Annotated in this window: 20 protein-coding genes; 4 read left to right on the forward strand and 16 right to left on the reverse strand. The window is 30.1% G+C overall.

All coding sequences use genetic code 11. The features are described 5' to 3' along the window. Window positions 1–18 precede the first annotated feature (18 nt). The 13 genes from ACOQN8_RS12105 to ACOQN8_RS12165 form a co-directional block, all read right to left on the reverse strand. The gene (locus tag ACOQN8_RS12105) at window positions 19–2,814 is read right to left on the reverse strand and encodes a T9SS type B sorting domain-containing protein (RefSeq protein WP_420552876.1); all 2,796 of its coding nucleotides are present in this window, start codon (window positions 2,812–2,814) and stop codon (window positions 19–21) included. 148 nt (window positions 2,815–2,962) lie between these two features. Beyond that, window positions 2,963–7,039: a choice-of-anchor L domain-containing protein gene (locus ACOQN8_RS12110; protein ID WP_420552877.1), complete on the reverse strand. Its 4,077-nt coding sequence runs from the start codon at window positions 7,037–7,039 to the stop codon at window positions 2,963–2,965. 92 nt (window positions 7,040–7,131) lie between these two features. After that, window positions 7,132–11,646: a T9SS type B sorting domain-containing protein gene (locus ACOQN8_RS12115; protein ID WP_420552878.1), complete on the reverse strand. Its 4,515-nt coding sequence runs from the start codon at window positions 11,644–11,646 to the stop codon at window positions 7,132–7,134. Between the two features lie 52 nt (window positions 11,647–11,698). Then, a complete protein-coding gene (locus tag ACOQN8_RS12120; protein ID WP_272148580.1) occupies window positions 11,699–12,547 on the reverse strand; it encodes an ABC transporter permease in 849 nt (282 codons plus the stop codon). A 19-nt stretch (window positions 12,548–12,566) separates the two neighbouring features. Next, a complete protein-coding gene (locus tag ACOQN8_RS12125; RefSeq protein ID WP_420552879.1) occupies window positions 12,567–13,463 on the reverse strand; it encodes an ABC transporter ATP-binding protein in 897 nt (298 codons plus the stop codon). A gap of 127 nt (window positions 13,464–13,590) precedes the next feature. Continuing rightward, window positions 13,591–14,289, reverse strand: a complete 699-nt coding sequence (locus ACOQN8_RS12130) for a response regulator transcription factor (protein WP_150899269.1) — start codon at window positions 14,287–14,289, stop codon at window positions 13,591–13,593. A gap of 12 nt (window positions 14,290–14,301) precedes the next feature. Next, window positions 14,302–15,867 carry a sensor histidine kinase gene (locus ACOQN8_RS12135; RefSeq protein WP_272148583.1) on the reverse strand — a complete coding sequence of 522 codons (1,566 nt, stop codon included), beginning with the start codon at window positions 15,865–15,867 and terminating at the stop codon, window positions 14,302–14,304. A 109-nt stretch (window positions 15,868–15,976) separates the two neighbouring features. Next, window positions 15,977–16,567, reverse strand: a complete 591-nt coding sequence (gene coaE / locus ACOQN8_RS12140; RefSeq protein ID WP_420552880.1) for a dephospho-CoA kinase — start codon at window positions 16,565–16,567, stop codon at window positions 15,977–15,979. A 1-nt stretch (window position 16,568) separates the two neighbouring features. Then, entirely contained in the window at window positions 16,569–17,498 is a 930-nt protein-coding gene (locus tag ACOQN8_RS12145) for a YbbR-like domain-containing protein (protein WP_420552881.1), read from the reverse strand. A 76-nt stretch (window positions 17,499–17,574) separates the two neighbouring features. After that, the gene (gene yajC, locus ACOQN8_RS12150; RefSeq protein WP_150899265.1) at window positions 17,575–17,895 is read right to left on the reverse strand and encodes a preprotein translocase subunit YajC; all 321 of its coding nucleotides are present in this window, start codon (window positions 17,893–17,895) and stop codon (window positions 17,575–17,577) included. Then, complete coding sequence (locus ACOQN8_RS12155; RefSeq protein WP_420552882.1) at window positions 17,895–18,359, reverse strand: DUF1573 domain-containing protein; 465 nt, start codon at window positions 18,357–18,359, stop codon at window positions 17,895–17,897. Before ACOQN8_RS12155 ends, yajC begins: the two co-directional genes overlap by 1 nt. Window positions 18,360–18,400: 41 nt before the next feature. After that, the gene (gene nusB, locus ACOQN8_RS12160) at window positions 18,401–19,339 is read right to left on the reverse strand and encodes a transcription antitermination factor NusB (RefSeq protein WP_150899263.1); all 939 of its coding nucleotides are present in this window, start codon (window positions 19,337–19,339) and stop codon (window positions 18,401–18,403) included. A gap of 77 nt (window positions 19,340–19,416) precedes the next feature. Further along, window positions 19,417–20,517: a Glu/Leu/Phe/Val family dehydrogenase gene (locus ACOQN8_RS12165; RefSeq protein WP_420552883.1), complete on the reverse strand. Its 1,101-nt coding sequence runs from the start codon at window positions 20,515–20,517 to the stop codon at window positions 19,417–19,419. Window positions 20,518–20,680: 163 nt separating this feature from the next. On the opposite strand from ACOQN8_RS12165, the gene ACOQN8_RS12170 reads away from it, so the two are divergent. Then, entirely contained in the window at window positions 20,681–22,435 is a 1,755-nt protein-coding gene (locus tag ACOQN8_RS12170) for an ABC transporter ATP-binding protein (protein WP_420552884.1), read from the forward strand. 81 nt (window positions 22,436–22,516) lie between these two features. Next, the gene (locus tag ACOQN8_RS12175) at window positions 22,517–22,876 is read left to right on the forward strand and encodes a PUR family DNA/RNA-binding protein (RefSeq protein ID WP_150899260.1); all 360 of its coding nucleotides are present in this window, start codon (window positions 22,517–22,519) and stop codon (window positions 22,874–22,876) included. 159 nt (window positions 22,877–23,035) lie between these two features. Here the strand turns inward: ACOQN8_RS12175 and ACOQN8_RS12180 are convergent, their stop codons facing one another. Genes ACOQN8_RS12180 through ACOQN8_RS12190 form a run of 3 tightly spaced genes read right to left on the reverse strand, consistent with a single transcriptional unit; the run spans window position 23,036 to window position 25,347 of the window. Next, window positions 23,036–24,082: a chorismate-binding protein gene (locus tag ACOQN8_RS12180; RefSeq protein WP_420552885.1), complete on the reverse strand. Its 1,047-nt coding sequence runs from the start codon at window positions 24,080–24,082 to the stop codon at window positions 23,036–23,038. Beyond that, the gene (locus tag ACOQN8_RS12185; RefSeq protein WP_420552886.1) at window positions 24,079–24,930 is read right to left on the reverse strand and encodes an alpha/beta fold hydrolase; all 852 of its coding nucleotides are present in this window, start codon (window positions 24,928–24,930) and stop codon (window positions 24,079–24,081) included. The genes ACOQN8_RS12180 and ACOQN8_RS12185 overlap by 4 nt, the downstream gene beginning before the upstream one ends. Beyond that, window positions 24,931–25,347, reverse strand: coding sequence for a PaaI family thioesterase (locus ACOQN8_RS12190; RefSeq protein WP_420552887.1), 417 nt, complete (start codon window positions 25,345–25,347; stop codon window positions 24,931–24,933). It lies immediately after the preceding gene. A 56-nt stretch (window positions 25,348–25,403) separates the two neighbouring features. Here ACOQN8_RS12190 and ACOQN8_RS12195 point away from each other — a divergent pair, with 56 nt between their 5' ends. Beyond that, on the forward strand, window positions 25,404–25,892 hold the full coding sequence (locus ACOQN8_RS12195; protein WP_150899256.1) for an IS1096 element passenger TnpR family protein: 489 nt from the start codon (window positions 25,404–25,406) through the stop codon (window positions 25,890–25,892). A 5-nt stretch (window positions 25,893–25,897) separates the two neighbouring features. Further along, on the forward strand, window positions 25,898–26,518 hold the full coding sequence (locus ACOQN8_RS12200; protein WP_150899255.1) for an L-threonylcarbamoyladenylate synthase: 621 nt from the start codon (window positions 25,898–25,900) through the stop codon (window positions 26,516–26,518). Window positions 26,519–26,564: the final 46 nt, after the last annotated feature.

A 26,564-nucleotide genomic window follows, 5' to 3' on the forward strand; every position in this document is an offset into this window, starting at 1 on the left:
TGACATAATCAAAATGATTTATAGTCTTAATAAAGCAAAATGACTCTTTTTTACCCGAACTTTACCATATTTATCAACTAAAGTAGCATGATACCAATAATCAGTTGAAGGAAGTTGTTTACCATTATAAATACCTCCCCAACCTTTATGGTTTTTGCTAGGTATTACAGCAACCCTTTTTCCATAGCGATCATAAATATTAACTGATACAGATTGGAAAAAGTCATTATCAACACCCAATATCTTCCAAGTATCATAGATACCATCTTGATTTGGTGTACAGTGTTTTTGAAAAAAAATGATAGGAATTTCATCAGAGATTGTAATTCCACATCCATTTTTGTCTCTTATTCTTATTGTATATATACCTATATTTAAATTTGAAAAAGTATAAGTAAAGTTATCAATTCCGCTATTGAAAACATTAGAATTATTTAAAGCATATTCATAATCGCCATTTCCCTCAACAGTTATTGTTATACTGTTATCATTTAAAGTATCATCTATAGGAATTATGTTTACAATTAACGCTTTGCTAGATATTGTAACAGTAAAAGTATTATACCCTACACAAGGATTTTCTGTTAATGAATTATTTGTAAGTGCTTCTACTTTATAAGTACCTGCATCTGAAGCTTTATAAATTGAATTTGTTGCATTTGGAATGAGTTCTCCATTTTTATACCACTGATAGCTATCTAAAATATTTCCTGTTGAAGCATCTAAATCTACAGTTGCTGCTGGTAAAGTTTCATTAGGTGAATTAATACATAAAAGAATGGGGTTAGGATTACCTCTTGGTACTGGTAAGGGTTCTATAAAAATTTTAAAGCTAGTAATAGTAAAACAAGAAGATGTAGATCTTGGTGTGATTCTTACATAGAGATCTGAATTGTTGGTAAATAAATCATCCTCATAAGGAGCTATTATAGCATTTGTATTATTATTTGCATCATCTAGTCTTCTATAAAAATTAATAGTATGAGTGTTAAGTGAAATTGCAGGGTTTTGTGACGTTATTTCATCTATTTTTTTTGAAAAATCATAAAACCCATTTCCTGAACCTTGACTATTTGTAGCATTTGGGTTGTTGGCATTGAGGTCAGTTTCACAAACATAAACATCGGTTAAGTTATTAGTAAAATTAGAACTTAAAACCCTTAGTGTTAATGTTCCTGTAGCAAAACAGTTATTATTATTGGAAGAGTTAAAACTAACTCGAACAACAATTGTTTCAGGATTAGTAGTGTTGATATAATTAGTTTTTGGTAATGGATTTAAGAAGTTGATATCTGCTTGATCAAAAAAATCTACGCTAACATTAGTGGCATTATTTGTTAATTCTCCTTCTTTTGTAGTTAAATCAAATGTGGTTCTTTGATCTGAAGGATCTGAATCTGTATCACATTTTTCAAAATCTGGTATGGCAACTACAGTTGGTTGCGGTACAAACTCAATATCAGCATCAGCAGTTAAAGTTGTATTACAAGCATCATTTAATTCAATAGTGAGTTCATATATTCCGGGGCCAAAGTTTATATCATTTGTTGTTAATATAGAATCTGTACCTATAATATTTCCATTTTTTACCCAAGTGTATGTTGCCCCAGGTTCTATTCTACCAGCTTTTAAATCATAATCTCTTCCTGAACAAAAAAACTGTTTTTCATTACTAATCACAAGATCATTTTCGGCATTTAAAATAGTTGTAGGTAAAAAATAAGATTGGATAAATGGAGGAAGTCCTTGTGATGATTCTCTACCATTAAGATTTACTCCATTATGAATATAGTTTATCGAGTTTTTAGGATTTTCAGGAGAGTTAATAACACCTAAAAAATTTTGTCTATTTACTGCATGATAAATTTTACCGTTAGGGCCAATTTGTAATGCTCCTCTTGACCCTTGATAAGTGTAAAAAGGAGTACCTCTTGAATTATTAATAGTATTGATATCTGAGGTAGATGTATCAAATTGATAAAGGTTTGCAGTTCCACCATTTGAAGAAATACCTGTGGCTATATATAATTTATTTCCAGATATTGAAAACTCAACTCCGTATCCATCATTAAAATCTAAATCAAGATGTCTTCCATTAGTAATTATTCCTGTATTAGTATCTAAATCATATATAAATGATCCAGACTCAGCCGCTGCCATTGCTAATTTAGTTCCATCTGGTGAAGCTTTTAGATAGCCTCTACTCAACATCAAAGCCAAAGGACTTATGAGGCTTGATTGAACAGGAGTAGTGTTAACTCCTGCAGTGGTAACTTCGTATGCATAAAAGTTTGTAGTATCAGCTGTTATTACCCAAATAGCATCACAACTTTTACCTATAACAGCTGTTATTTTTTCTATAGATGTATTAACTAGCGGAACATTTTTGGTTGTAATATCTCCATTACCACCATTTAAATTCATGTCAACTATAGAGTAATTGACTCCATGCATATTACTTTCTTGTGCATCGACAGTAAAGAGATAATAAATGTTATTTATTGTTGGATTGGGAACAATCAAAGCTGATTGTGTACTAGAGCTATTTCCTAAGAGGTTAGTTCCGTTCGGCATAATATTATGAGTTCTATCCCAAACTGTACTACCGTCTGAATAAAATAGTAAGTTCCCATCTTTATCTGAAATAGTTGAACAACCTTCAAAAGTATTTAACTGGCCATTGTTAAGCGCAGTTGGGGCTCCCGCACTAAAATCAATTCCCGCATTTCTTCCGAAATACCATATGTTAGCTTCTTTTTGTGCAGATGTTATTAGAGAGGTGAGGAGGAAAAAAGTGATAATTACTTTCTTCATTTTAATAGTTTGTAGCTAAATACAAAGTTAGTTAAAAAAGAAAATTTAGTACCTAGGTTTTTTCCCTAATTTACTGTCTGTTAGTTGTTTGTTTGATTTTAAATAAAAAAGCCCGTTACTTTAGTAACGGGCTTTTTGTTTGCTATAATTATTTTCTTAAAACAGAGAAGTGTCCTTGATGTTGGTGCATTTTTCCTTTTCTATCTACAAGTTGAATTTTAAACCAGTAATCACTAGAAGGAAGTTGTTTTCCGTTGTAAGTTCCATCCCATCCTTGACTATCTATAGGGATAATAGCTACAGTTTTACCGTATCTATCTACAACAGTAATATTACTAGAAGGATAGAAGCTTGAATCTGCTCCTTTAATTTTCCAAGTATCATTTGTACCATCACCATTAGGAGTGATAAACTTAGGGTATTCAATAACAGATACTTTTAATTGAGCATCAGGTTTACAACCATTTTTATCTCTTACAATAACATTGTAAAATCCACCATAGATATTATTAAATAAAGGATCGTCTTGAAAACCAGCCATATTATTTTGCTCATCAACAATAGCAAATTCATAATCACCAATACCTAAGTTTTGATTTTCAGTGATTATTTTAATAGAATATGTATCAAGTCCGTTATTGTTAGTATCATCAACAATAACTATGTCATCATCATTTAAAGTAGGATTGATAGATTCATTAACTACAATTTCTCTACTTCTAGTACACCCAGTACCATCTTGCATTGTTGCAGTTACTATATATGTTCCTCCTTTTAAAACATCTAAAAATGCATCTGTACTTAGTACATTAGGATCTCCTTTTAAAGTCCATTTATAGCTATAAGTAGCATTAGGGTTAAGAGCTTCTAATCTAGTTTGTGGATTATTTAAACATACAATTACAGGAGTATCTACTGTAAATGCAGGTAATGGATTAATTACAATGTTGAAAGATAAATCATCATGTACACAAGATGTTTTAGTATTTACAACTCTTACATATATAGTTTGATTGTTAGCAGTATTTTCATATTTGTTTTCATCCAAAGGAGCATTACCAGATTGAGCATCAGCTAAACTACTATGAAATGTTACATTATAATTACTATGTTCTGCCACAGGGTAATTAGCTAAAATTTGAGGAATTTTATTTTTAAGTGTAATATCACCATTAATTCCGTTAGTATCATCATTGCTAGCATCTGATTCATTATCACAATCAATATAATCAACAATATTTAAAGGGATATTAGGTTCAGGCATTATCACTAATTGTAATGTTGCAATACCATATCTACAGCCAGTAGTTCTATTTAATAAACTAACATGTATAATTTCTGTAGCAGGATCATCACTTAGTAAATTAGCTGGAAAATTAGTAGTAGTAGGATCGTTTGAATAATTAGTTTTCGATAATGGTAACACACCATCAATAGCATTCTGTAGTGTTCTGTGATAAGAAACTTCAAATAAATTTGGATCTCTACCATTTAAAATATCAGCATCTCTTTGTGATAAATCAATGTTTTGAGCTAATCTATTTCTAGGGTCACCATCACTAGGAGTAGCTACATCACAAACTTCTAAGTTAGGAATAGCATTGGCTATTGTAGGAAGAGGATTAATGATAATATCGAAAGTTACGTGGTCATTAAAACAACCAGTAGTATTATTTACCACTCTAACATAGATTGTTTCTCTATCTTTCGTTTGATTAGTATAATTTGTATCGTTAGGGATAGGATTATTTCCTGTATTAGCATCAGCCGCACTTGTATGGAAAGTTACTGTAAATCCTGTTGTTTGAGTAGGTCCTAAAATAGTATTAACTCTATCTCTTAAATTAATATTAGTATTGAATCCATCATCAATAGCACCACTATTAAAGTCGTCGCAAAGTTCAAAATCTAAAGGTTTATTAGAAATTGGAGGTTGTTGTGCCCAAATAGTAAAACTACCAATACCAGTACAATCATTATTCACAGTATTTATAATTTTGATGTATAAAGGCTGTGGAGTTTGAGCAGGAACATTTTTATTTCTATAGTTAGTTAGATTAGGGATAGCATTTAAAACGGCATCTCTATCGGCAATAGTTTCAAAGATCAATACATCTAAATTAGGACGTATTGCAGCAGGGAATAAAGCCTTAACATCATTAACAACAGAACTAATATTGAATGTAGTAATTCCATCAGTGTCATCATTGTTAGCATTGTCATTACCATCAGCATCTAAAAAGTCATCACAAGTTTCAAAAGGAGTATTGTAAGCAACATCAGCAGAGAATCCTACAATAATTTCTATTCTTGAAATACGATAACAATTTTTATTAGAAATGGTTCTTACCCAAATAACATTTCCATTAGTAACAGGATGTGCTGTAATATTAGTTATTTCTGCAGTATCGTTAATAGCATCATTTTGAGTAGGGTAGTACTTAAAAGTTTCGTTCGCATGATTAGCAGAAATATTCATTTGAGATAATGTAAGGTTGAGGCTTGTGTTTAAGTCAGCATCGGTATCACATTGTCTAACAATTACAGGGTTGTTAACAACAGGTAATGGATTTACAACTAGGTTAAATGATTTGGTTGTATCATTACAAGCAGGATTGTTTCTGTTTTCTACTCTTACATAAATTGTTTGAGTATTTGCATTGATATTTCTATACGGATTGTTTTTATCAATAACATCCGTATTTTTATCAGTATTAGCACCAGTTAAGGTTGTATGATAAGAAACTTCATAAGTAGCTGGAGATAGTGTTCCAAGAATTTCATTATCTTTAGAATTCAATAAGAAATTATTAAAGAAACCGTCTGTATCTCCGCCATTAGCAGTATCATCACATTCCTCATAATCTACTGGTGTTTGCGGAATAGGTACTCCAAATATTTGTGATTTAAATGAAGAATCAACAAAACAATTTATTGCTCCTCTATTTCTTATTCTTACATAAATAGTATCATCAGCAGTATTGTTTACATGAGTAGCAGGAGTAGTTATTTGTGTTGTGTATGCTGAATCTGAGAAAAATAATACTTCAAATGTGGTATTACTTTGACCTGCTAAAATTTCATTTGTTTTAGCTGTTAAGTCTATATTAGTTGTTAGGCTATTACTACAAGTTAAAAGAGGAGTAATAGCAGTATTATTTACTGGAGGAGTAGAAAATTCTAGAGTAACATCATCTTCATCATTACAAGTACCAGTTGTAATTTTACAGGTATATTTTCCATTACCTAAATTAGCTAAATAATCTTTATTAGTAGCTCCAGGAATTATAACATCATCTTTAAGCCATTGATACGAATCTGCAGTAATGTTTGAAGATAATAATTTTTCTGTTCCACAAACTGAAGTGTTAGTAGCTGCTAGAAAATCTGTTCCTAAATTTAATCCTAAGTTAAAACTTCCTTTTTCTAAAAATACAGCTGAGTCAAGTCTATTGTCTCTATTATCAGCAATTACTAATTTTATATGGTAAGTAACATTAGGTTTTACTTTTGATTTAGCGGTTAAAATTGTAGTTCTACCATCAAAATTGGTATCTCCCAAATTGTTTCCTGCAAAATAAGTAGGATTGGCAGCGGCACAACCAGTAGCACCACTAATTGGACCGTGTACATTAGTAACACTAACAGGTGTCGTTGTACCAGGTAGTACAGCGATATTAGTATATGTAGTTGTTCCAGATTCTCTTAATAAGAAAGCAAAACCATCTGCATAGCTACAAGGATAATTGTTTTGATACTCTTCCGATGCCATTAAATAACGAAAGCTTATTTCGTCAGATTTAGGGACAAAGTCAAATTCGATTACACTAGCATCAAGTAAATTAGGTTCTCCTAAAGAAGCTCCTAAATCAGCATCATTGTTTCCTGTAGTTCCATCATCCAAACTTGTAGAACCAGGTTGTCCTATAGAAAAAGCTTTACCAGTAGAAATAACGATACCTTCTTTAAAAGGAAAGCTACTTCCAGGTTTAGCCTTAAAGTATCCATAACTTTTATTTCGTGTATCTGTTGGAGTACCAAAAACGGATGACGTTATGTTTGTAACTGTAGCACAGCTATTATTAATTAAAACCTTTTCAATAAGGTCTTCAGGTGTGTATTCTGCTTCTGCTTGACTGGCAATATTTACATCTATTGTTTGTGCTTTTAGGGAAAAAGAAGCAATAAATAATAATATAATACTAAGAGGTAGTTTTGACTTCATATTTTAAAAAAAAGTATGTAACAAATAAAACAATTAAAATTCAGTTTTCCCTACTTTTATTGTAACAAAAAAAGAGAAAACTGAACTAAAAATTATTTTCTAAGGATAGAGAAGTGTCCTTGATGTTGGTGCATTTTTCCTTTTCTATCTACAAGTTGAATTTTAAACCAGTAATCACTAGAAGGAAGTTGTTTTCCGTTGTAAGTTCCATCCCATCCTTGACTATCTATAGGGATAATAGCTACAGTTTTACCGTATCTATCTACAACAGTAATATTACTAGAAGGATAGAAGCTTGAATCTGCTCCTTTAATTTTCCAAGTATCATTTGTACCATCACCATTAGGAGTGATAAACTTAGGGTATTCAATAACAGATACTTTTAATTGAGCATCAGGTTTACAACCATTTTTATCTCTTACAATAACATTGTAAAATCCACCATAGATATTATTAAATAAAGGATCGTCTTGAAAACCAGTCATATTATTTTGCTCATCAACAATAGCAAATTCATAATCACCAATACCTAAGTTTTGATTTTCAGTGATTATTTTAATAGAATATGTATCAAGTCCGTTATTGTTAGTATCATCAACAATAACTATGTCATCATCATTTAAAGTAGGATTGATAGATTCATTAACTACAATTTCTCTACTTCTAGTACACCCAGTACCATCTTGCATTGTTGCAGTTACTATATATGTTCCTCCTTTTAAAACATCTAAAAATGCATCTGTACTTAGTACATTAGGATCTCCTTTTAAAGTCCATTTATAGCTATAAGTAGCATTAGGGTTAAGAGCTTCTAATCTAGTTTGTGGATTATTTAAACATACAATTACAGGAGTATCTACTGTAAATGCAGGTAATGGATTAATTACAATGTTGAAAGATAAATCATCATGTACACAAGATGTTTTAGTATTTACAACTCTTACATATATAGTTTGATTGTTAGCAGTATTTTCATATTTGTTTTCATCCAAAGGAGCATTACCAGATTGAGCATCAGCTAAACTACTATGAAATGTTACATTATAATTACTATGTTCTGCCACAGGGTAATTAGCTAAAATTTGAGGAATTTTATTTTTAAGTGTAATATCACCATTAATTCCGTTAGTATCATCATTGCTAGCATCTGATTCATTATCACAATCAATATAATCAACAATATTTAAAGGAATATTAGGTTCAGGCATTATCACTAATTGTAATGTTGCAATACCATATCTACAGCCAGTAGTTCTATTTAATAAACTAACATGTATAATTTCTGTAGCAGGATCATCACCTAATAAATTAGCTGGAAAATTAGTAGTAGCAGGGTCGTTTGAATAATTAGTTTTCGATAATGGTAATACACCATCAATAGCATTCTGTAGTGTTCTGTGATAAGAAACTTCAAATAAATTTGGATCTCTACCATTTAAAATATCAGCATCTCTTTGTGATAAATCAATGTTTTGAGCTAATCTATTTCTAGGGTCACCATCACTAGGAGTAGCTACATCACAAACTTCTAAGTTAGGAATAGCATTGGCTATTGTAGGAAGAGGGTTAATGATAATATCGAAAGTTACATGGTCATTAAAACAACCAGTAGTATTATTTACCACTCTTATATAGATTGTTTCTCTATCTTTCGTTTGATTAGTATAATTTGTATCGTTAGGAATAGGATTGTTTCCTGTATTAGCATCAGCCGCACTTGTATGGAAAGTTACTGTAAATCCTGTTGTTTGAGTAGGTCCTAAAATAGTATTTACTCTATCTCTTAAATTAATACCAATATTTATTCCATCGTCGAAAGCACCACTATCAAAATCGTCGCAAAGTTCAAAATCTAAAGGTTTATTAGAAATTGGAGGTTGCTGTGCCCAAATAGTAAAACTACCAATACCAGTACAATCATTATTCACAGTATTTATAATCTTGATATATAAAGGCTGTGGAGTTTGAGCAGGAACATTTTTATTTCTATAGTTAGTTAGATTAGGGATAGCATTTAAAACGGCATCTCTATCGGCAATAGTTTCAAAGATCAATACATCTAAATTAGGACGTATTGCAGCAGGGAATAAAGCCTTAACATCATTAACAACAGAACTAATATTGAATGTAGTAATTCCATCAGTGTCATCATTGTTAGCATTGTCATTACCATCAGCATCTAAAAAGTCATCACAAGTTTCAAAAGGAGTATTGTAAGCAACATCAGCAGAGAATCCTACAATAATTTCTATTCTTGAAATACGATAACAATTTTTATTAGAAATGGTTCTTACCCAAATAACATCTCCATTAGTAACAGGATGTGCTGTAATATTAGTTATTTCTGCAGTATCGTTAATAGCATCATTTTGAGTAGGGTAGTACTTAAAAGTTTCATTCGCATGATTAACAGAAATATTCATTTGAGATAATGTAAGGTTGAGGCTTGTGTTTAAGTCAGCATCGGTATCACATTGTCTAACAATTACAGGGTTGTTAACAACAGGTAATGGATTTACAACTAGGTTAAATGATTTGGTTGTATCATTACAAGCAGGATTGTTTCTGTTTTCTACTCTTACATAAATTGTTTGAGTATTTGCATTGATATTTCTATACGGATTGTTTTTGTCAATAACATCCGTGTTTTTATCTGTATTAGCACCAGTTAAGGTTGTATGGTAAGAAACTTCATATACAGTAGGTGGAAGTGTTCCAAGAATTTCATTGTCTTTAGAATTCAATAAGAAATTATTAAAGAAACCGTCTGTATCTCCACCGTTAGCAGTATCATCACATTCCTCATAATCTACTGGTGTTTGTGGTACTGGATTTCCGGTAACTACTAATTGAAAAGATTCGGTATCATAACAAGCATCAGGAGCCAATATATTATGCATTCTAGCATAAATAGTTTGGTTACTAAACGCTGTTGGGTTTGTATAAGGATTGGCTATTGCATTACTATTTGCATTGGCATCAGCTTGAGAAAGAAAATATTTTACCTCATAAATTGTATTACTCTGACCATTTAAAACCTGTGGAGTAACAGAAGCTTGTAAATCAAAAGTGTTAAAACCATCATTATCTACATCGCAAAAGAAAATATCATTTGGTTTAGTTGCTGATGTAGGTTGATATACTTCTAGCTTAAAAACTCCTTCTAAGGTAGTAGCGTTTCCACAATTATCTGTTAAGCTAACACTTAATCTATAATCACCAGCATTTGCAAGTGTTAAACTAGGTAATGTTAAATTACTTGTTGTGGCTATTGGAGTGGTACCATTATTAAAATACCATTCATAATTAATTGTAGATCCTGGTTGTGCTGTAATACTTTCAGGGACAACGGTTAAAGATTCTCCGATACAATTTTGTTCCGTTGTGTTATTAAGAACTTTACCAGTAGAATTGTCCGTTATTTCTATAGGTAATAATAAAGAAGATAAAAAAGGAGGTAGACCTTGAGTAGCTACTGCACCACCTAAATCAACAGATAAGTGGGAGTAATCACAAGCTGCTCCTAACTCTTCAGGTTTATTTATAACACTAATTCTATTACTTAAATGACTTGTCCAGTAAATTTTACTATCAGGTCCTAATTGTAAAGCTCCTCTTGCATTAAAATAAGAATGTACCGTATATCTTGAACTATTAACTTCAGTCATAGTACTTTTAGTTACATCGAATTGGTATAAATTTTCTATAGAGTTAGAAAATTCACCCGTAGATACATACATTCTTCTACTAGAAGTTGAAAATTCCACACCATAAACACTTTCAAAATTAGTTCTTATTACTTGTGGAGTTGCTTCATTATTATAGTTAGTAACTCTACCTGTTTTATCATCAAAGTTAAATAAATGTGCTCCACTAGTCATATTAGCTAATGCAAGTTTGGTACCATCGGGAGATACTTTTAAGTAACCTCTTGGATCATTTACAGATAAACCATTAATAGTAGAAATTACTCGGTTTGCTATATCAACTCCATTTTCATCAACTTTGTAGGCGAAAAAAGTATTACCTCTCGCAAATGATATTACCCAAAAGGTATTACATTCATCACCTCTTACAGCTGTTACCTTTTCACTCCATTCATCTTTTAGAGCAGGAACGTGTAATTCTACAGGCCCATTAACAATATCACCAAAACCACCATCTTTGGTCATGTCTACGGTATAATACCAAAAACCATTTTCACCAGCAGCGCCTAATCTAGCACCAACAGTAAAGAGATAATAAATATCATCTTTTTTTGGTGCGGGTACCGTTAAAGCGGATTGAGAACTAGATGAATCTCCTTTCAAGGTTTGCCCTCCGTTAGTAACGTCCGAAAAAGGCATTGGAACATTATCTCTATTCCAAATAGTTAAATTTCGTGCATTAGGACTAGGAGCACCTACATAAAATAATAATTCACCTTTATCATTTGAGAAAGAAGAACAACCTTCCGTTGTATTTAATTCACTATTACTTACTGGTACAGGTGTTCCTGAATTAAAGTCCAGAGCAGCCCTGTTTCCAAAATACCAGAAATTCGCTTCTTTTTGAGAATATACTGATATTGAAATTAAAAATATGAGTAGAAGTAAAGGTTTTTTCATTCTTTTAAGTAATTTTCTGCTAATATAGAACAACTAAACTACTTAAAACGTATTATAAATCTCGTTTTTTTAACAAAAAATATGAAGCATATATAAAAACAAAGGTCCAAACTAGTACAATTAAAACGTTTAGAAAGCCAACTGAATAATCTTTTGTAAAGTTTTCACCTATTTGATTAGCTACAGATTTAACAGCTCCTAATCTTGTAAAAGGCTCTTTGATTAAGTTAGCCATTGCTTCCAATGGTAAAAACTGCATAATTGAATCTACTGCTTCATTTGTACTTGTTTTTAAATCTTTAAATGTCCAAAATAAATATCCTTTAAAAATACTTTCAATAATCAACCATACTATCATTGCTGCTACAGCAAAGGCTGATCTTTTAATTAAAATTCCTAAAAACAAACCAAATGAAAAGAACCCAACTAGTTTAACAAAGAATGCAGCTAAATAACTAAGGTCTGAGAAAATTATTGATAATTCATTAAAATCAGAATATATAGCTCCTAAAATTAATGAAACTATAAAAACAAAAAGTGTTGAAACAGCAGCAAAAACAATAACTGTATAAAATTTAGAAAGGATGAATTCTTTTTTACTTAAACCATCAATCAAGTTTTGTTTCAATGTTTTATAGCTATATTCATTTGCCATCATAGAAACTATAACAAGTAATAAAAAGAACTTGAAAATGGCAGCCATATAAGTGTTAAAATGCCAGATGTAAGGGAAATTAAAAATACCTTGTTCTGCCAAGTGAAATTTTATAGGGCCAATATCAAACTTGATAGCAGCAATTAATGCTATAGAAGTTAAGAGCCCAAAATATATAATTGAAAGAACTTTACTTGCTCTATTATGTTTTAATTTATGAAATTCTATTTGTAAAAGTCGTAACATGGTAAGTTGGGTAGTAAGATTAGTTATTGTTTGTTAAGTCTAAGAATTGCTGTTCTAAGCTAGGTTTTCTTTTTACTAAATGAGAAAGCGTAATATTATCTTCGAAAAGAAATTTATTAATCTCTGCAGAAGATAATTCATTGTTTAATAAAGCAATAATGTGCCCGTTTTCTTCTTTAATATTACCTATTGCTGGGTGCTTTTTTAATGAACTAACTAAAAGGTTATTGTTTTCTGAGTTTAATTCAAAAAAACCATTTGAAGTAGTCATTTCATCAACTCTACCACTATATAATTTTACACCGTTTCTTATAATTAAAACATGAGAACAAACTTTTTCTACTTCATCAAGTAAGTGAGAGGCTAAAAGTATTGTAGTTCCATTTTTAGCAATCTTTTTTATAATCTGACGAATTTCGTGAATCCCTTGTGGGTCTAAACCATTGGTAGGCTCGTCTAAAATTAAAATTTCAGGATCATTTAAAAGGGCAGAAGCAATGGCTAATCGTTGTTTCATACCTAAAGAATAGGTTTTAAACTTGCTGTCTTTCCTGTCAAAAAGATTTACAACTTTTAGTTTTTCTTCAATTTTATCATGAGAAACACCTTTAATTTTACAAATTAACTGTAAGTTTTGAACAGCTGACATGTATGGATAAAAATTAGGACGTTCAATAATTGCTCCAACTTTCTTTAAAGCATCGTGAGTTGACAAGTTACCGTCAAACCAACTAAATTCTCCTGAGGTTCTATTTACTACATTTAAAATAATACCTAGAGTTGTTGATTTACCGCTTCCATTAGGACCTAGAATACCGTAAACATTTCCTTTTTTGATATCAAAAGAAAGATTGTTAACAGCATGGACTTTACCATATTTTTTATCAAGGTTTTTTATAGATAAAATTGTTTCCAAATTTGTTTGAGTTTGTTGATTATATGTATTTGACGATTAATCAGAATTATTGTTACAATTTATAAAAAAGAAAAGACTTCCTAATGTTGTTAGGAAGTCTTTTCTTTTTTGTTTTCTTTGATGTTTTTTATGACTTGTCTATTAATCTGAATCCTTCACCGTGGATGTTTAAAATCTCAACATTCTCGTCATTTTTTAAATACTTTCTTAGTTTAGCAATATATACGTCCATACTACGAGAAGTAAAATAATTATCATCTCTCCATATTTTTGTTAACGCTAATTCTCGAGGCATTAAATCGTTTTTATGAATAGCAAGCATTCTTAATAACTTACTTTCTTTAGGAGATAATTTTTGAGTTTCTCCACCATTAAAGGTTAAATGACGTAATTTAGAGTTAAAATCAAATCCACCTATTTTAAATTCAAACTCATCAGTTTCGTTTGACTTTTCATTTTCTTTTCTTTGTAGAATAGCTTTGATTTTATGTAATAAAACTTCAGAATCAAAAGGTTTATTTAAATAATCATCAGCTCCCACTTGATAACCTCTTAAAACATCTTCTTTTAATGTTTTAGCGGTTAAGAAAATTATTGGAATTTCTTTGTTCGTTGTTCTAATGTCCTGAGCTAATGAAAACCCATCTTTTCGAGGCATCATCACATCTAAAATACATAAATCATATTCAGCATTTTTAAACATGATTAAACCGTCTATACCGTCTTTAGCATGTGTAACATTATAGTCGTTTAATGCTAGGTAATCTTTTAGGACAGTTCCGAAATTTGGATCGTCTTCTACTAATAGTATTTTTTTACTCCCCATCTTATTTTAAATTTATATTAATGGTAATTTAACCGTAAACAAGCTTCCTTTGCCTTTTTCACTCTCAACGTGTATGGTTCCTTGATGGTTGTCTACAATTTCTTTTACATAGGCTAATCCTAAACCATGACCTTTTACGTTGTGAATATTTCCTTTATGCTCTCTATAAAATTTATCGAAAACATATTTTTGAGCATTCCTGCTCATTCCTATACCTTGATCTTTTATCTTAAAGATAAAATATTTATTTGTACTTTCAGTATATACATCGATTTTTGGTGCACCATCAGAGTATTTTAAAGCGTTTTCAAGCATATTAACAATTACATTTGTTAAATGGAATTGATTACCTAGTATTTCTGTAGAAATAGCTTTAAAATGTGTAGTTACACTTCCTTTTTTATCATTTATTAGTAACTGAATGTGTTCTATAGCTTCTTCAATAATGTCGTGAACGTCAATAGCATCCTTACTAATTTCTATTTGATTTTTTTCTAATCTTGAAATTCGTAAAACATTTTCAACCTGTCCATGCATTCTTTTATTCTCGTCACGTATCATTTGAACGTAACGTTTTACTTTGTCTTGATCTGATATGATTTTTGGGTTTTTAATAGCATCTAAAGCTAGGTTAATTGTAGCGATAGGTGTTTTAAACTCATGTGTCATATTGTTTATAAAATCTGTTTTTATCTCAGATATTTTTTTCTGACGAATTAGTTGATATAATGAAGCAGAAAAGGCTGCAATAATTATACCAATAAATAACAATGATAAACCTAAAATTTTAATCATACCTGAGAGCAAATTTTTACGCTCATCAGGAAATCTTATATATAATTTATACTTACTATTTCCATTTTCATCTTCGAAAAGAGGATAGCTAGTATCACTAGATTTAATATTGAAATAACCAGATTTTAACTGTGTAGCAAAACCGTCTTCGTAAACACAATATTTAAAATCTTGAGTTATATTCATTTTAGCTAATTCGTACTTAATGGTTTCATTTAGTTCTTTATTACTTACACGTTGATGGATAGGATATAATCTTTTTCTTTGACGAAACATATCTTCAATCAACTGTTTATTAAATTTTGAGTATGTTTTATAGGTAGAAAAACTATTCTCTTTAGTAAAAGAAGGAAAGTCTTTATTTTCAGATTTAATTATTTGAGAGGAATAAAAATCTTGTTTTCCTGAATAGCGTTTAAAAATAATAGAGTCATTATTAATAAAATCACCAGGCATTTTTATACTCTCACCTAATATTGTTGTTCCAAATGTGAATTTTCTTTTGTTAGTAGTATCTATTTGCTGAATAAGGTATGTTGTTATTTCGGCATCAGATACAAACTTCTTGTCTTTTAAAAACTCTTGGTTGTTTTGAATAAATTCATCGTGTTCTCTATCTTTTATACTTTCAGAAGTACCAGCTAAAGCAATAAATACGTTGTTGTCGAATTGTTGCTGTTTATTTTTAATAGCGTCTTTAATCCAGTATACTTGAACAGAGATTATTCCTATTAATGAAATACTCATTAAAACAACAATAAGCATGAAAATTTTCTTACCCATTATTCAAAAATAAATCAATAAAGTGAAGGGATGTTTTCTTTTAACTTAGATTAACAAAGTTAGTGTAAAATTAAGATAATTTTAAGAAAAAGCATTAATAAAACGTAAATTACTTAGACTTTTTTGTTAAATTATTGTGGATTTTTAACACCTGATCATTACTTGAGTTAAGTGTCAGGTTCTCAATTATATAATGAGATTGTAGTGTTTTTTTAGTTTGATTCCACTGATTTTTCATTCTGTTTTTTACAGCTTCTATGTTCGAGTTATCTCGTTTTAAAACACGTTCTAATCTGATGTTTTCAGGAGCAGTTACGGTGATTATTTTGTCGCAAATATGATTGCTACCATTTTCAAAAAGAATAGCATTTTCATAAAGTATGTATTTCTTTTTTGAATTGTTATCAATAAAGTTTTGTAAGTGTTTATGAACAACTGGATGTACTATAGAATTTAGTTTGGTTAGCTTGCTTTTATCTTTAAAAACAATATTAGCTAAGTACTCTCTGTTTAGTTGGTTGTCTTTATAGGTTTCTTCTCCAAATTCAGCAATTAATTGAGATTTAATTTCACTAGAAGAAGTCATGAGCTTTTTTGCCTCTTCATCGGCAATATAAACTGCAACGTTTTCAAATTTGGAAAACATTTTTAAGATCGTTGATTTTCCGCTACCAATACCACCCGTTAATCCTACAACCATATTATTTATGAATTAAAAAATCTATTTTATTTGGAGTAATTCTTACAGAAGAAACCAAGTCAGATGAAACAATTAGCTTTGGGGTTAAATAATCGGTACCGTTATTTTCTATTTGATGATAGTTGCATTCAACTTTAAATAAATCTGGAGTAACTTTATTGAAGTTATTTAAACTTACTTTGTAAATTAATTTTACTTTCTTAGGGTAGATGTTAATGCTTTTAGGAGCATTTTTAACTGAAATAGGAACTTCAACTTCACCTTCTGTAAATTTATCTACATAAACGTTAACTTTTGCGGAAGTGATATTTGTTTTAATTTCTCCTTCTTTTGGGAATAGAATAGCAGATTGAATACTTTTATTTTCTGAGATGTTTTCTAAGTTAATTTTTTCAAGCATCAATGAGTTGATGTTTTTTAAAAAAGTTTCATCCCCAGAAATTAAAATACTATCAGGAGTAATAGTAGTAGGACTAGAGTAATCATAACCTAATTGAAAAGTAGTGTTAAGATTCGCTATTAATGGAACTTTTTTTGAATATAATGTTCCTATTTTTAATAAGATACTGTCTTTTTGAATTTGAGTTAATTCTGTTCCGGATTTTAATTGATCTTGAATGTCTTGGAATATATTTTTTGATAAAAAATAATAATCGTTTGCGCTTTTTTTAGAAAGCTTCTTTAGGCTAAGCTTTATAGGTTTGTTAGCAATTTTAGCAGAAATTAAGTTAAATCCAGTTCCTTTTATAAGTACAGGTAGCTTTTTTAGAGGAGGAGAGAGCAGTATCTTTTTTTGAGGTAAATCAGTATATACTATTTCTAAGTTTGAAATAGAAGTGTATTCTTTAGATAGGTTTATAAGTAGCCAAAAAAGGATAGAAGCTATTAAAAAACCAAAAAAGGTTTTAGGTATGTTGAAAGTTTTATTCAAAATTTAAATATTATGCAATCTATATAAAAAACAAAAAAGTGAGCTTATAAGCTCACTTTTTTTAAATATAGGAATACTATTTTTTCTCTGTAGTATTATATTTTTTACTAAGCTCCATAGAGATAGCTGAGCGTTCAAACTTAATTTTACCAGCTCCAGTTTCAATAGTCACTGTATTATCTGAATCGTTAATTTCGGTAATTTTACCATGAATACCACTAGATGTAACTACTTTAATTCCTTTTTTTATTGTGGTTTGGAATTGTTTTTCTTTTTTCTGACGCTTCATTTGTGGACGAATAATCAGAAAGTAAAAAACACCAATCATAGCAATAAAAGGAAGCATGTTCATAATGCTTTCTTGTGAGCTTGCTTGTAAGAAAATGGTTGTAAACATTAAGCTTTCTTTTTAGGAGTTACCATACCAGAAATTTTAAGAATTTCTCTTCCTTTTTCTGTGTTAGTAGATAAAGTTATTGACTTAGATTGTTTGTTTGGTTTTCCGTTAGTGTTAAAGCTTACTTTAATATCTCCAGTTTTACCAGGTGCAATAGGGGTTCTTGGCCAAACAGGTACAGTACATCCACAGCTAGCTTGAGCATTAGTAATTACTAAATCTGATTTACCAGTATTTGTAACAACAAAAGTAGTTTCAACAACTTCTCCTTCATTAACGGTACCAAAGTCATACTCTTCTTTATCAAAAGAAACAGTTGGAGCACCTAAGCTTATAGAAGTATCTCTTTTTTCTGCTTTCTCAACATTCTCCTTTTTTACTTTTGATGATGCATTTCCTTGACCACAAGAAACTAACATTCCTGTTGAAACGAAAAACGCTATTGCTATTGCTATTTTTTTCATTTTAAAAAATATTTAATTTATTCTGTTGTAAAAATAATAAATTATAACAAACCTCTACCTATTTTAACCATCTTATCAGAGGCTAAATAATCTTTTGCTAATTTATCTAAAACTCCGTTTATGAAATATCCACTTTTGTTTGTAGAGTAATCCTTAGCTAACTCGATATACTCATTAATACTTACTCTACTAGGTATAGAAGGGAAATGTAAAAATTCAGTAATAGCCATTTTAATAATAATCATATCAATGTCGGCTATTCTATCTGCTTCCCAGTTTGGAGTTTTGTCTATAATATCTTCTTCATATTTATGCTGATTAAGCATTGTCTTTGTAAACAAATTAGATACAAACAATTTATCTTCATTGTCTTTATAAAGGCTTCCTAAAATAAAAGGATTTTGTGGTTTCTGTTTGTTTAAAGATTTAATAATCCAAGTGTTTACAAAAGGAATATCATCAATCCAAGAAATCATTTTATCTTCAAAGTAATCAGCTAGCTTTTCGTTAGGAGCTACTATTTCTCTAAAAAACTCAATTACAAAAGCTCTATCTACATTATATGAATCTTCAACTGTATTCATGTACTTTTTATACATGTCGCTATTTTGAAGTTCATCTAAAAGGATTTTGATATACTCGTCATCAAGTTCCCAATAGTTAAGCTTATTTAATTCCACATAACCTTCTAAACTAACGCTTTCGTTTAATAGATTAATAAGTCTGTTATTGATAAATTTTTCGTTAGGATTTAAATCCTCTTTAGTCGCAAGTATTTTCTTTTTTGAAAGTTCAATTCTTTTACGAGCTAATTTTTGTACTTCTACTAATAACTGAAGGTTTAAAACATACAAATCGTACATTTTTTGTATGCTGTGTTTTAAAAACTTTTCTTCCTTCACTAAATCATCACTGTGTGATTGCTGCATCGCATAAACCGATTGCATTACTTTAACTCGAATATGTCTTCTGTTAATCATTTTAAAGAACTTTAAAAAAAAGAGCGATAGAAATTGTTTCTAACGCTCTGCAAAAGTAAAACTTTTTTGTTTTTTATCTAGCTATTTTGCTCTTTTTTACGTGCATCAATTCTTGACTGTGCAATATTGAAAGCAGCTTGATGTGTAGTGATGTTTTCTTTTTCTGCTAAATTGAAAATATCTAATGTAGTATTGTAAATGTTTTCAGTTCTTTTTAAGCTTTCAGCTTTGTCATAACCAACTACTTCTGCATATACATTAATAATTCCACCAGCATTAATTAAGAAGTCAGGAGCATAAGCAATTCCTTTTTCTTGTAATAATTTACCGTGTTTTAATTCGTTTGCTAATTGATTGTTAGCAGCACCAGCAATAACTTTAGCTTTTAATTGAGAAATACTCTCATCGTTTACTGTAGCACCTAAAGCACATGGAGCATAGATATCGATATCTAAACCGTAAATATCGTTTCCTAATACTACGTTTGCACCGTACTTTTTGCTTAACTCCTCTAAACGAGCTTCGTTAATGTCATTTAAGATAACTTGAGCACCTTCATCAGTAATATGCTTAACTAAAGTTTCTCCAACATGACCAACACCTTGTACTAATACTTTTTTACCATCTAAGTTTTCAGAACCAAACTTATATTTAGAAGCAGCTTTCATTCCCATGTATACTCCATAAGCAGTAACAGGAGAAGGGTTTCCAGATCCACCAATCGCTTCAGAAACACCAGTTACGTGAGGAGTAACTTCGCGGATAATATCCATATCGCGAGTTTCCATTCCAACGTCTTCAGCAGTAATGTATTTTCCACTTAAAGAATTTACATACTCACCAAACTTACGCATTAAAGCATCATTCTTTTGAGTCTTAGCATCCCCAATAATAACAGCTTTACCACCACCAAGATTTAATCCAGTAATAGCCGATTTATATGTCATCCCACGAGATAAACGTAAAACATCATTTAATGCTTCCCACTCGCTTTTATATTGCCACATTCTAGTACCACCTAAAGCAGGTCCTAAAGTTGTGTTATGAATACCAATTATTGCTTTTAATCCTGTATCTTCGTCGTTGCAAAAAACAATTTGCTCGTGATTATCGAAAGAAAGTTGACCAAATACTGGGTCGTTCTTAAGATCTTTAGTATCAATGATTTCTGATGTCATTTTTAGTTGTTTTTTAATTTGAGACTGTTTTATAAATCTCAAAAATTCGAGTGCAAAAGTAAGAAATCGTCAAAACATAAGCAAAAAAAGAGAACTAAATTATGTTATTATTAACAAAAAGCATTTGTTAGTTTAATTTTTTTATTTAAACATAAATTTAAATTTGAAAGCATTACAATATCTTAATAAATACTTTGTAAAATATAAATGGAGATTACTTTTAGGTGTGTTAATTACAATATTATCTAAAATATTAACACTTAAAATTCCTGATTTTGTTGGAGATTCTCTCAATGTAGTAGAAGATTATCAGTTGGGTAAGTTAACAGAACTATCTGAGGTTAAAACTATACTACTTAATAATATATTATTGATTGTTGGTGTAACTCTACTAGGAGGTTTTTTTACTTTCTTAATGAGGCAAACTATTATTGTAATGTCGCGTATGATTGAGTTTGACTTAAAGAATGAAATCTATCAACAATATCAAAACCTATCGATTAACTTTTATAAAAAGAATAGAACAGGTGATTTAATGAATCGTATTAGCGAAGATGTATCTAAAGTACGTATGTATTTTGGTCCAGCTATTATGTATTCATTAAATATGATTATATCTTTTATTATTGGTTTTACTCAAATGTATGCAATTTCGCCAAAGCTTACTTTTTATACGATGATTCCATTTCCAGTGTTATCGATATCAATTTTTATCTTGAGTAAGCAAATTAATAAAAGGAGTACAATTGTTCAGCAGTATTTATCGAAGTTAACAACGTTTAATCAAGAGTTCTTTTCAGGAATTAATGTTGTAAAATCCTATGGAATAGAAAAAGAAGTGATTACTTCATTTGATGAGATCGCAAATCAGAGTAAAGAAAAGAATATTGATTTGTATAAAGTTCAAGCTTTGTTTTTTCCTCTTATGATATTATTAATAGGAATTAGTAACATTATTGTATTATACATCGGAGGAACACAATATATTGCTGGAGAAATTCAAGTAGGGGCTATTGCTGCTTTTGTTATGTATGTAAATATTCTTACTTGGCCAGTTGCAGTTGTTGGTTGGGTTACTTCTATGGTACAACAAGCAGAAGCTTCACAACAAAGGATTAACGAATTCTTAGAGCAGGTCCCAGAAATAGAAAATACAGTTGAAAAACCTACAAAAATAAAAGGAAAAGTAGAGTTTAAAAAAGTATCGTTAACTTATGATGATACTGGTATTACTGCGTTGAAAGGTGTAACTTTTACTATAAATGAAGGAGAAACCTTAGCTATATTAGGAAAAACAGGAAGTGGAAAATCTACAGTAATAAATCTGATTTCACGTTTATATGATGTAACAGAAGGTAAAGTATTAATAGATGGTGAAAATATTAAAACTCGTAATTTAAATGATGTTAGAAGTCAAATAGGTTTTGTACCTCAAGATCCATTTTTATTTTCAGATACAATAGAAAACAATATAAAGTTTGGTAAAGAAAATGCTTCTGAAGAAGAAATTGTGGACGCAGCCAAGAATGCTGTAATTCACGATAATATCATTGGTTTTAAAGACGGTTATAAAACTATTTTAGGAGAAAGAGGAGTAACGCTTTCAGGAGGACAAAAACAACGTACTTCTATAGCAAGAGCCATTATAAAAAATCCTAAGATTTTAATTTTTGACGATTGTTTATCGGCAGTAGATACTGAAACAGAAGAACAAATTTTATCAAACTTAGAAAGAATATCTAGCGATAAAACTACAATTATTATAAGTCACAGAGTTTCATCAGCTAAGAATGCAGATAAAATTATAGTTTTAGATGAAGGAAATATAATTCAGCAAGGTATTCATAATCAATTAATAGAAGAAGAAGGATATTATAAAGAATTATACGAACAACAACTTTTAGAAAAAGAAATGTAGTGTTTCGTATTGTCAAGTCAAATATTTTGTTAGATTTGTTGAGCAATTCTAAGTAAACAACTATTATTTAAGAAACGAATTATGAGCGAGAGAGTAGAACAAGAAGAAATTTTTTCACAAGTTTTAAGAGCAGGGAGAAGAACGTACTTTTTTGACGTTAGGTCTACAAAAGCAGATGATTATTATTTAACTGTGACTGAAAGTAAGAAATTTACTCATGATGATGGTTCTTTCCACTATCAAAAGCACAAGATTTATTTATATAAAGAAGATTTTTCTGACTTTAAAGAAATGTTGAATAAAGCAACTGACTTTATCGTAAACGAAAAAGGTTCTGAAGTAATTAGTGAGCGTCACCAGAAAGATTATAAAAAAGAAGAAGTAGCAGAAGCAAAAGCATCTACAGAAAGCTTTACTGACGTTTCTTTCGAAGATATTTAAACAGAAGAAACTGTTTAGCGTTTAATTTTTAGCGTAAAGAAATTTTATGCTTTTAACTGAATGCTTAAAAAAATCAATTCAAATTCAATTTACACACGAAAACCACCATTGAAATCAACATCAATAGGTGGTTTTTATTTTTAACAAAAGGAAGTAAGTTTATAAAACTTTCCTCATAGTTGAAGTTTTAGCAACTGTTTCCTTCCACTCATTTTCAGGGTTACTATCTAAAGTAATTCCACCACCAATAAAAACAAGTGCTGAATTATTTTTAATCTCCATACATCTAAGATTTACAAAGAGTTCTGATATATTTTGGTTATTGTTGGTTAAATTCAATTCACCTAAAAAGCCAGTATAAAAGCTTCTGTTATAATTTTCATTATCTAAAATGAATTTTTTTGAAGGCTCTAAAGGTAAACCACAAACAGCAGGAGTAGGGTGTAAGGCTTTTATTAATGTTGAGTTTTCAGCGTTTATGGTTCCTCTGATAACAGAACGTAAGTGTAATAAATTTCCAGCTTTAATAGTTTCAGTTTTAGAAATTTTAATCTCCTTAGAAATCTTAGAAACTCTATCATTTATATAGTCAGTTACAAATTGTTGTTCTTCTATTTCTTTTGTTTTCCAAGTAACATCAGTAGTTCCATTAAAAACTTGTGTTCCTGCTAGTGACATTGTTTTGAAATGAGTACCTTCAATTTTAACTAATGTTTCAGGGGTTGCACCTAACCACATACCAACTTTAGGATGATACCATAAATAAGTAAAAGCGCTAGAATAGTTTACAAGAAGTTTCTGAAAAGTTTCAATAGCGTTAAAAGAATTAAGTTTAACTTCTTCTTTTCTCGATAAAACAACTTTTTTAAACAAGTTATCACTAATAGCTTTTACACCTTTTTCAACTAATTCAATATGTTCTTTTTTAGAAGAATTGTTTGAATCAAACTCTTTTTGCTGAGATACTTTAATATCTAAATCTATTTCTTCTTGAAAAAAAGACGATTCTGTTTCAGGAATTAAAATAGCAGAGTTGTTATTGTCAAAAGGAGCAAAAACAAAACCACTTTCTGTGTAATTTTCAGAAGTGTATAAAGTATCGTTTTTTTGAAACCAAGCTTTTAGTATTGTTGTACCTGATTTTCTGTAAATAACAAAAGGAAGCCTGTTTTCTAATGCTTTTTTTGTTGCTGAGAATATATTCAATCTATTTGATTTAGTAGTTGTTGTTTAATTTCTTTAAAGTTGCTCCAAATAAATCCATGCCCAGCATCTTTAATAGAAATTAATTTAAATTGTTCTTTGGGGAACTGTTGTTCTAAAAAAGTTGAGTTTTCATAAGGAACAATCCAATCGTTAGATCCATGAATACTTATAACTTTATTAGGAGAAGATTTCCAATTGTTTTCAAACTTTTGTAAATCTTTTTGATGAGACATTTTTTCTTTCGAAGCTTCTTGCCATATATCAGGAACAAGCCATCTAGTTAATTTTGATTTGTATAAATTAACAGCCCAAGGCATTGGCTCTACTTTACTGTAAACGGCTGGAGCTAATAAAATTGTTTTATTAATTTTTTCTTTAATAGCTAAAGCAATTGGTCCACCATAAGAGTAACCAACTAATATTGTTTTTTGATGATCTAAGCCCTGAATAATATGTTGTAGCATATCGCGTTCAAAAGCAATACTTTCTTGTACAGGATTTGCATCTTTATAGTTATATCCAATTCTATCGTATGAAATCATATTTACCTTGCTTAAAAGTAAACTGTCTTTCATATATTCAATAAAATCGGTAGATGAACCAATAGTTCCGTGAACAAATACAAGTGTAGGTAAAGTAGTATCCTTTTGTATAGTTAGTTTTCGGAATTTATAGTTTTTAAATGTATCGTGAGAAATAACAGGCTTTACGCTACTGTTTTTAAAGCTGTCTGTAACTTCTTCATCAGACTTAGGAGCTGTAAAACTTGAAAATAAATAGTAAAGAACTAAAAGAGCTACAAAAAGAATAGCTCCCACAATTTTTAATATTTTTTTTAATAATGTCATTTACTTTTTATCTAAAACAATGTTGGTTATTTTACATAAAGAAATTAAAGTATTTTCTTCATCTACCACTCTAACTTCCCATAAATGAGTAGTTTTTCCTTTATGAATTGCCTTTGCAGTGGCAAAGACAGTTCCTGTCTTTTTACTTTTTAAATGATTAATACTTAGTTCAATTCCTTTTACTATTTTATTAGGATCTTTTAAGAAAAAAGCAGAAGCAGAACTACCAACAGTTTCAGCTAAAGCAGCAGTGGCTCCTCCGTGCAATAATCCATAAGGTTGATGAACTTTTGGGTTTACAGGCATCTTAGCGGTAATAAAATCATCACCAAAATTAATAAATTCAATAGCTAAAGTTTCCATTAAGGTGTTCTTATTGTAGCTATTAAGTATATTTAGAGATTCTTGCTTATTCATTTTACTAAAATTATCATTCAAAAATACGTATTTTTGTGGCTACTAAAAATGATAGAATGTATAAAGTACGCGTAATTTTAGATACAGAAGAAGATGTAATCAGAACCTTAACAGTAAACGAAGGAAAATCGTTAGAAGATTTACATTTTGAAATATCAAAATCATTTGGTTTTGATGGTCAGGAAATGGCCTCTTTTTACCGTACAGATGAAGGTTGGAACCAAGGAGAAGAAATTCCATTATTTAACATGGCTGAAGCTGGAGAAGGACTGTCAATGGCTACTTGTGTTTTAAAAGAGGAATTACCAAGTAATAATGATAAGCTAATTTATGTTTATGATTTTTTACAAATGTGGACTTTCTATGTTGAAGTAATAGAACAGTCTAATGAAGTGGTTAATGAAGCAAAAACAATTTTGTCGGTAGGAGAAGTACCAGCAGAAGCACCAGATAAAGAATTTAAAGCGGATGATTTGACAAAAGATTTAGACGATGAGTTTAATGATTTTGAAAGTTTAGATGATTTCGATTTTGATAATTATTAAAAAATATGGCACAATTCATAAAACTATATAGCGATAACCCAAGTCCAAAACAAATAGAAAAAGTTGTAGATGTACTACAAAAAGGAGGCTTGGTAATTTATCCAACAGATACTGTTTATGGATTAGGCTGCGATATTACCAATACAAAAGCACTAGAAAAAGTTGCAAAAATTAAAGGTGTTAAATTAGAAAAAGCAAACTTTTCATTTGTTTGTAATGATTTGAGTCATTTGTCAGATTATGTAAAACAAATAGATACACCAACCTATAAAATTTTAAAAAGAGCTTTACCAGGACCTTATACCTTTGTATTACCTGGAAGTAATTCTTTACCAAAGGTTTTTAAGAAAAGAAAAACAGTAGGTATTCGTGTTCCAGATAACAACATAGCAAGAGCTATTGTTGAAGCTCTAGGAAATCCTATTGTATCAACATCTATTCATGATGAGGATGAAGTATTAGAATATACTACGGATCCTGAATTGATTTATGAAAAATGGCAAAACATAGTAGACGTAGTAGTTGATGGAGGCTATGGAGATAATTATGCATCTACTGTTATTGACTTAACTACCAGTGAACCAGAGGTTATTCGTGAAGGAAAAGGAAGTTTAGACATTTTGTAAATAAACGATTATTTTCTTATCTTGTTGTAAATGAGATAGATGATGT

The sequence above is a fragment of the Tenacibaculum aiptasiae genome, assembly GCF_965221665.1.
Classification (GTDB): Bacteria; Bacteroidota; Bacteroidia; order Flavobacteriales; family Flavobacteriaceae; genus Polaribacter; species Polaribacter aiptasiae.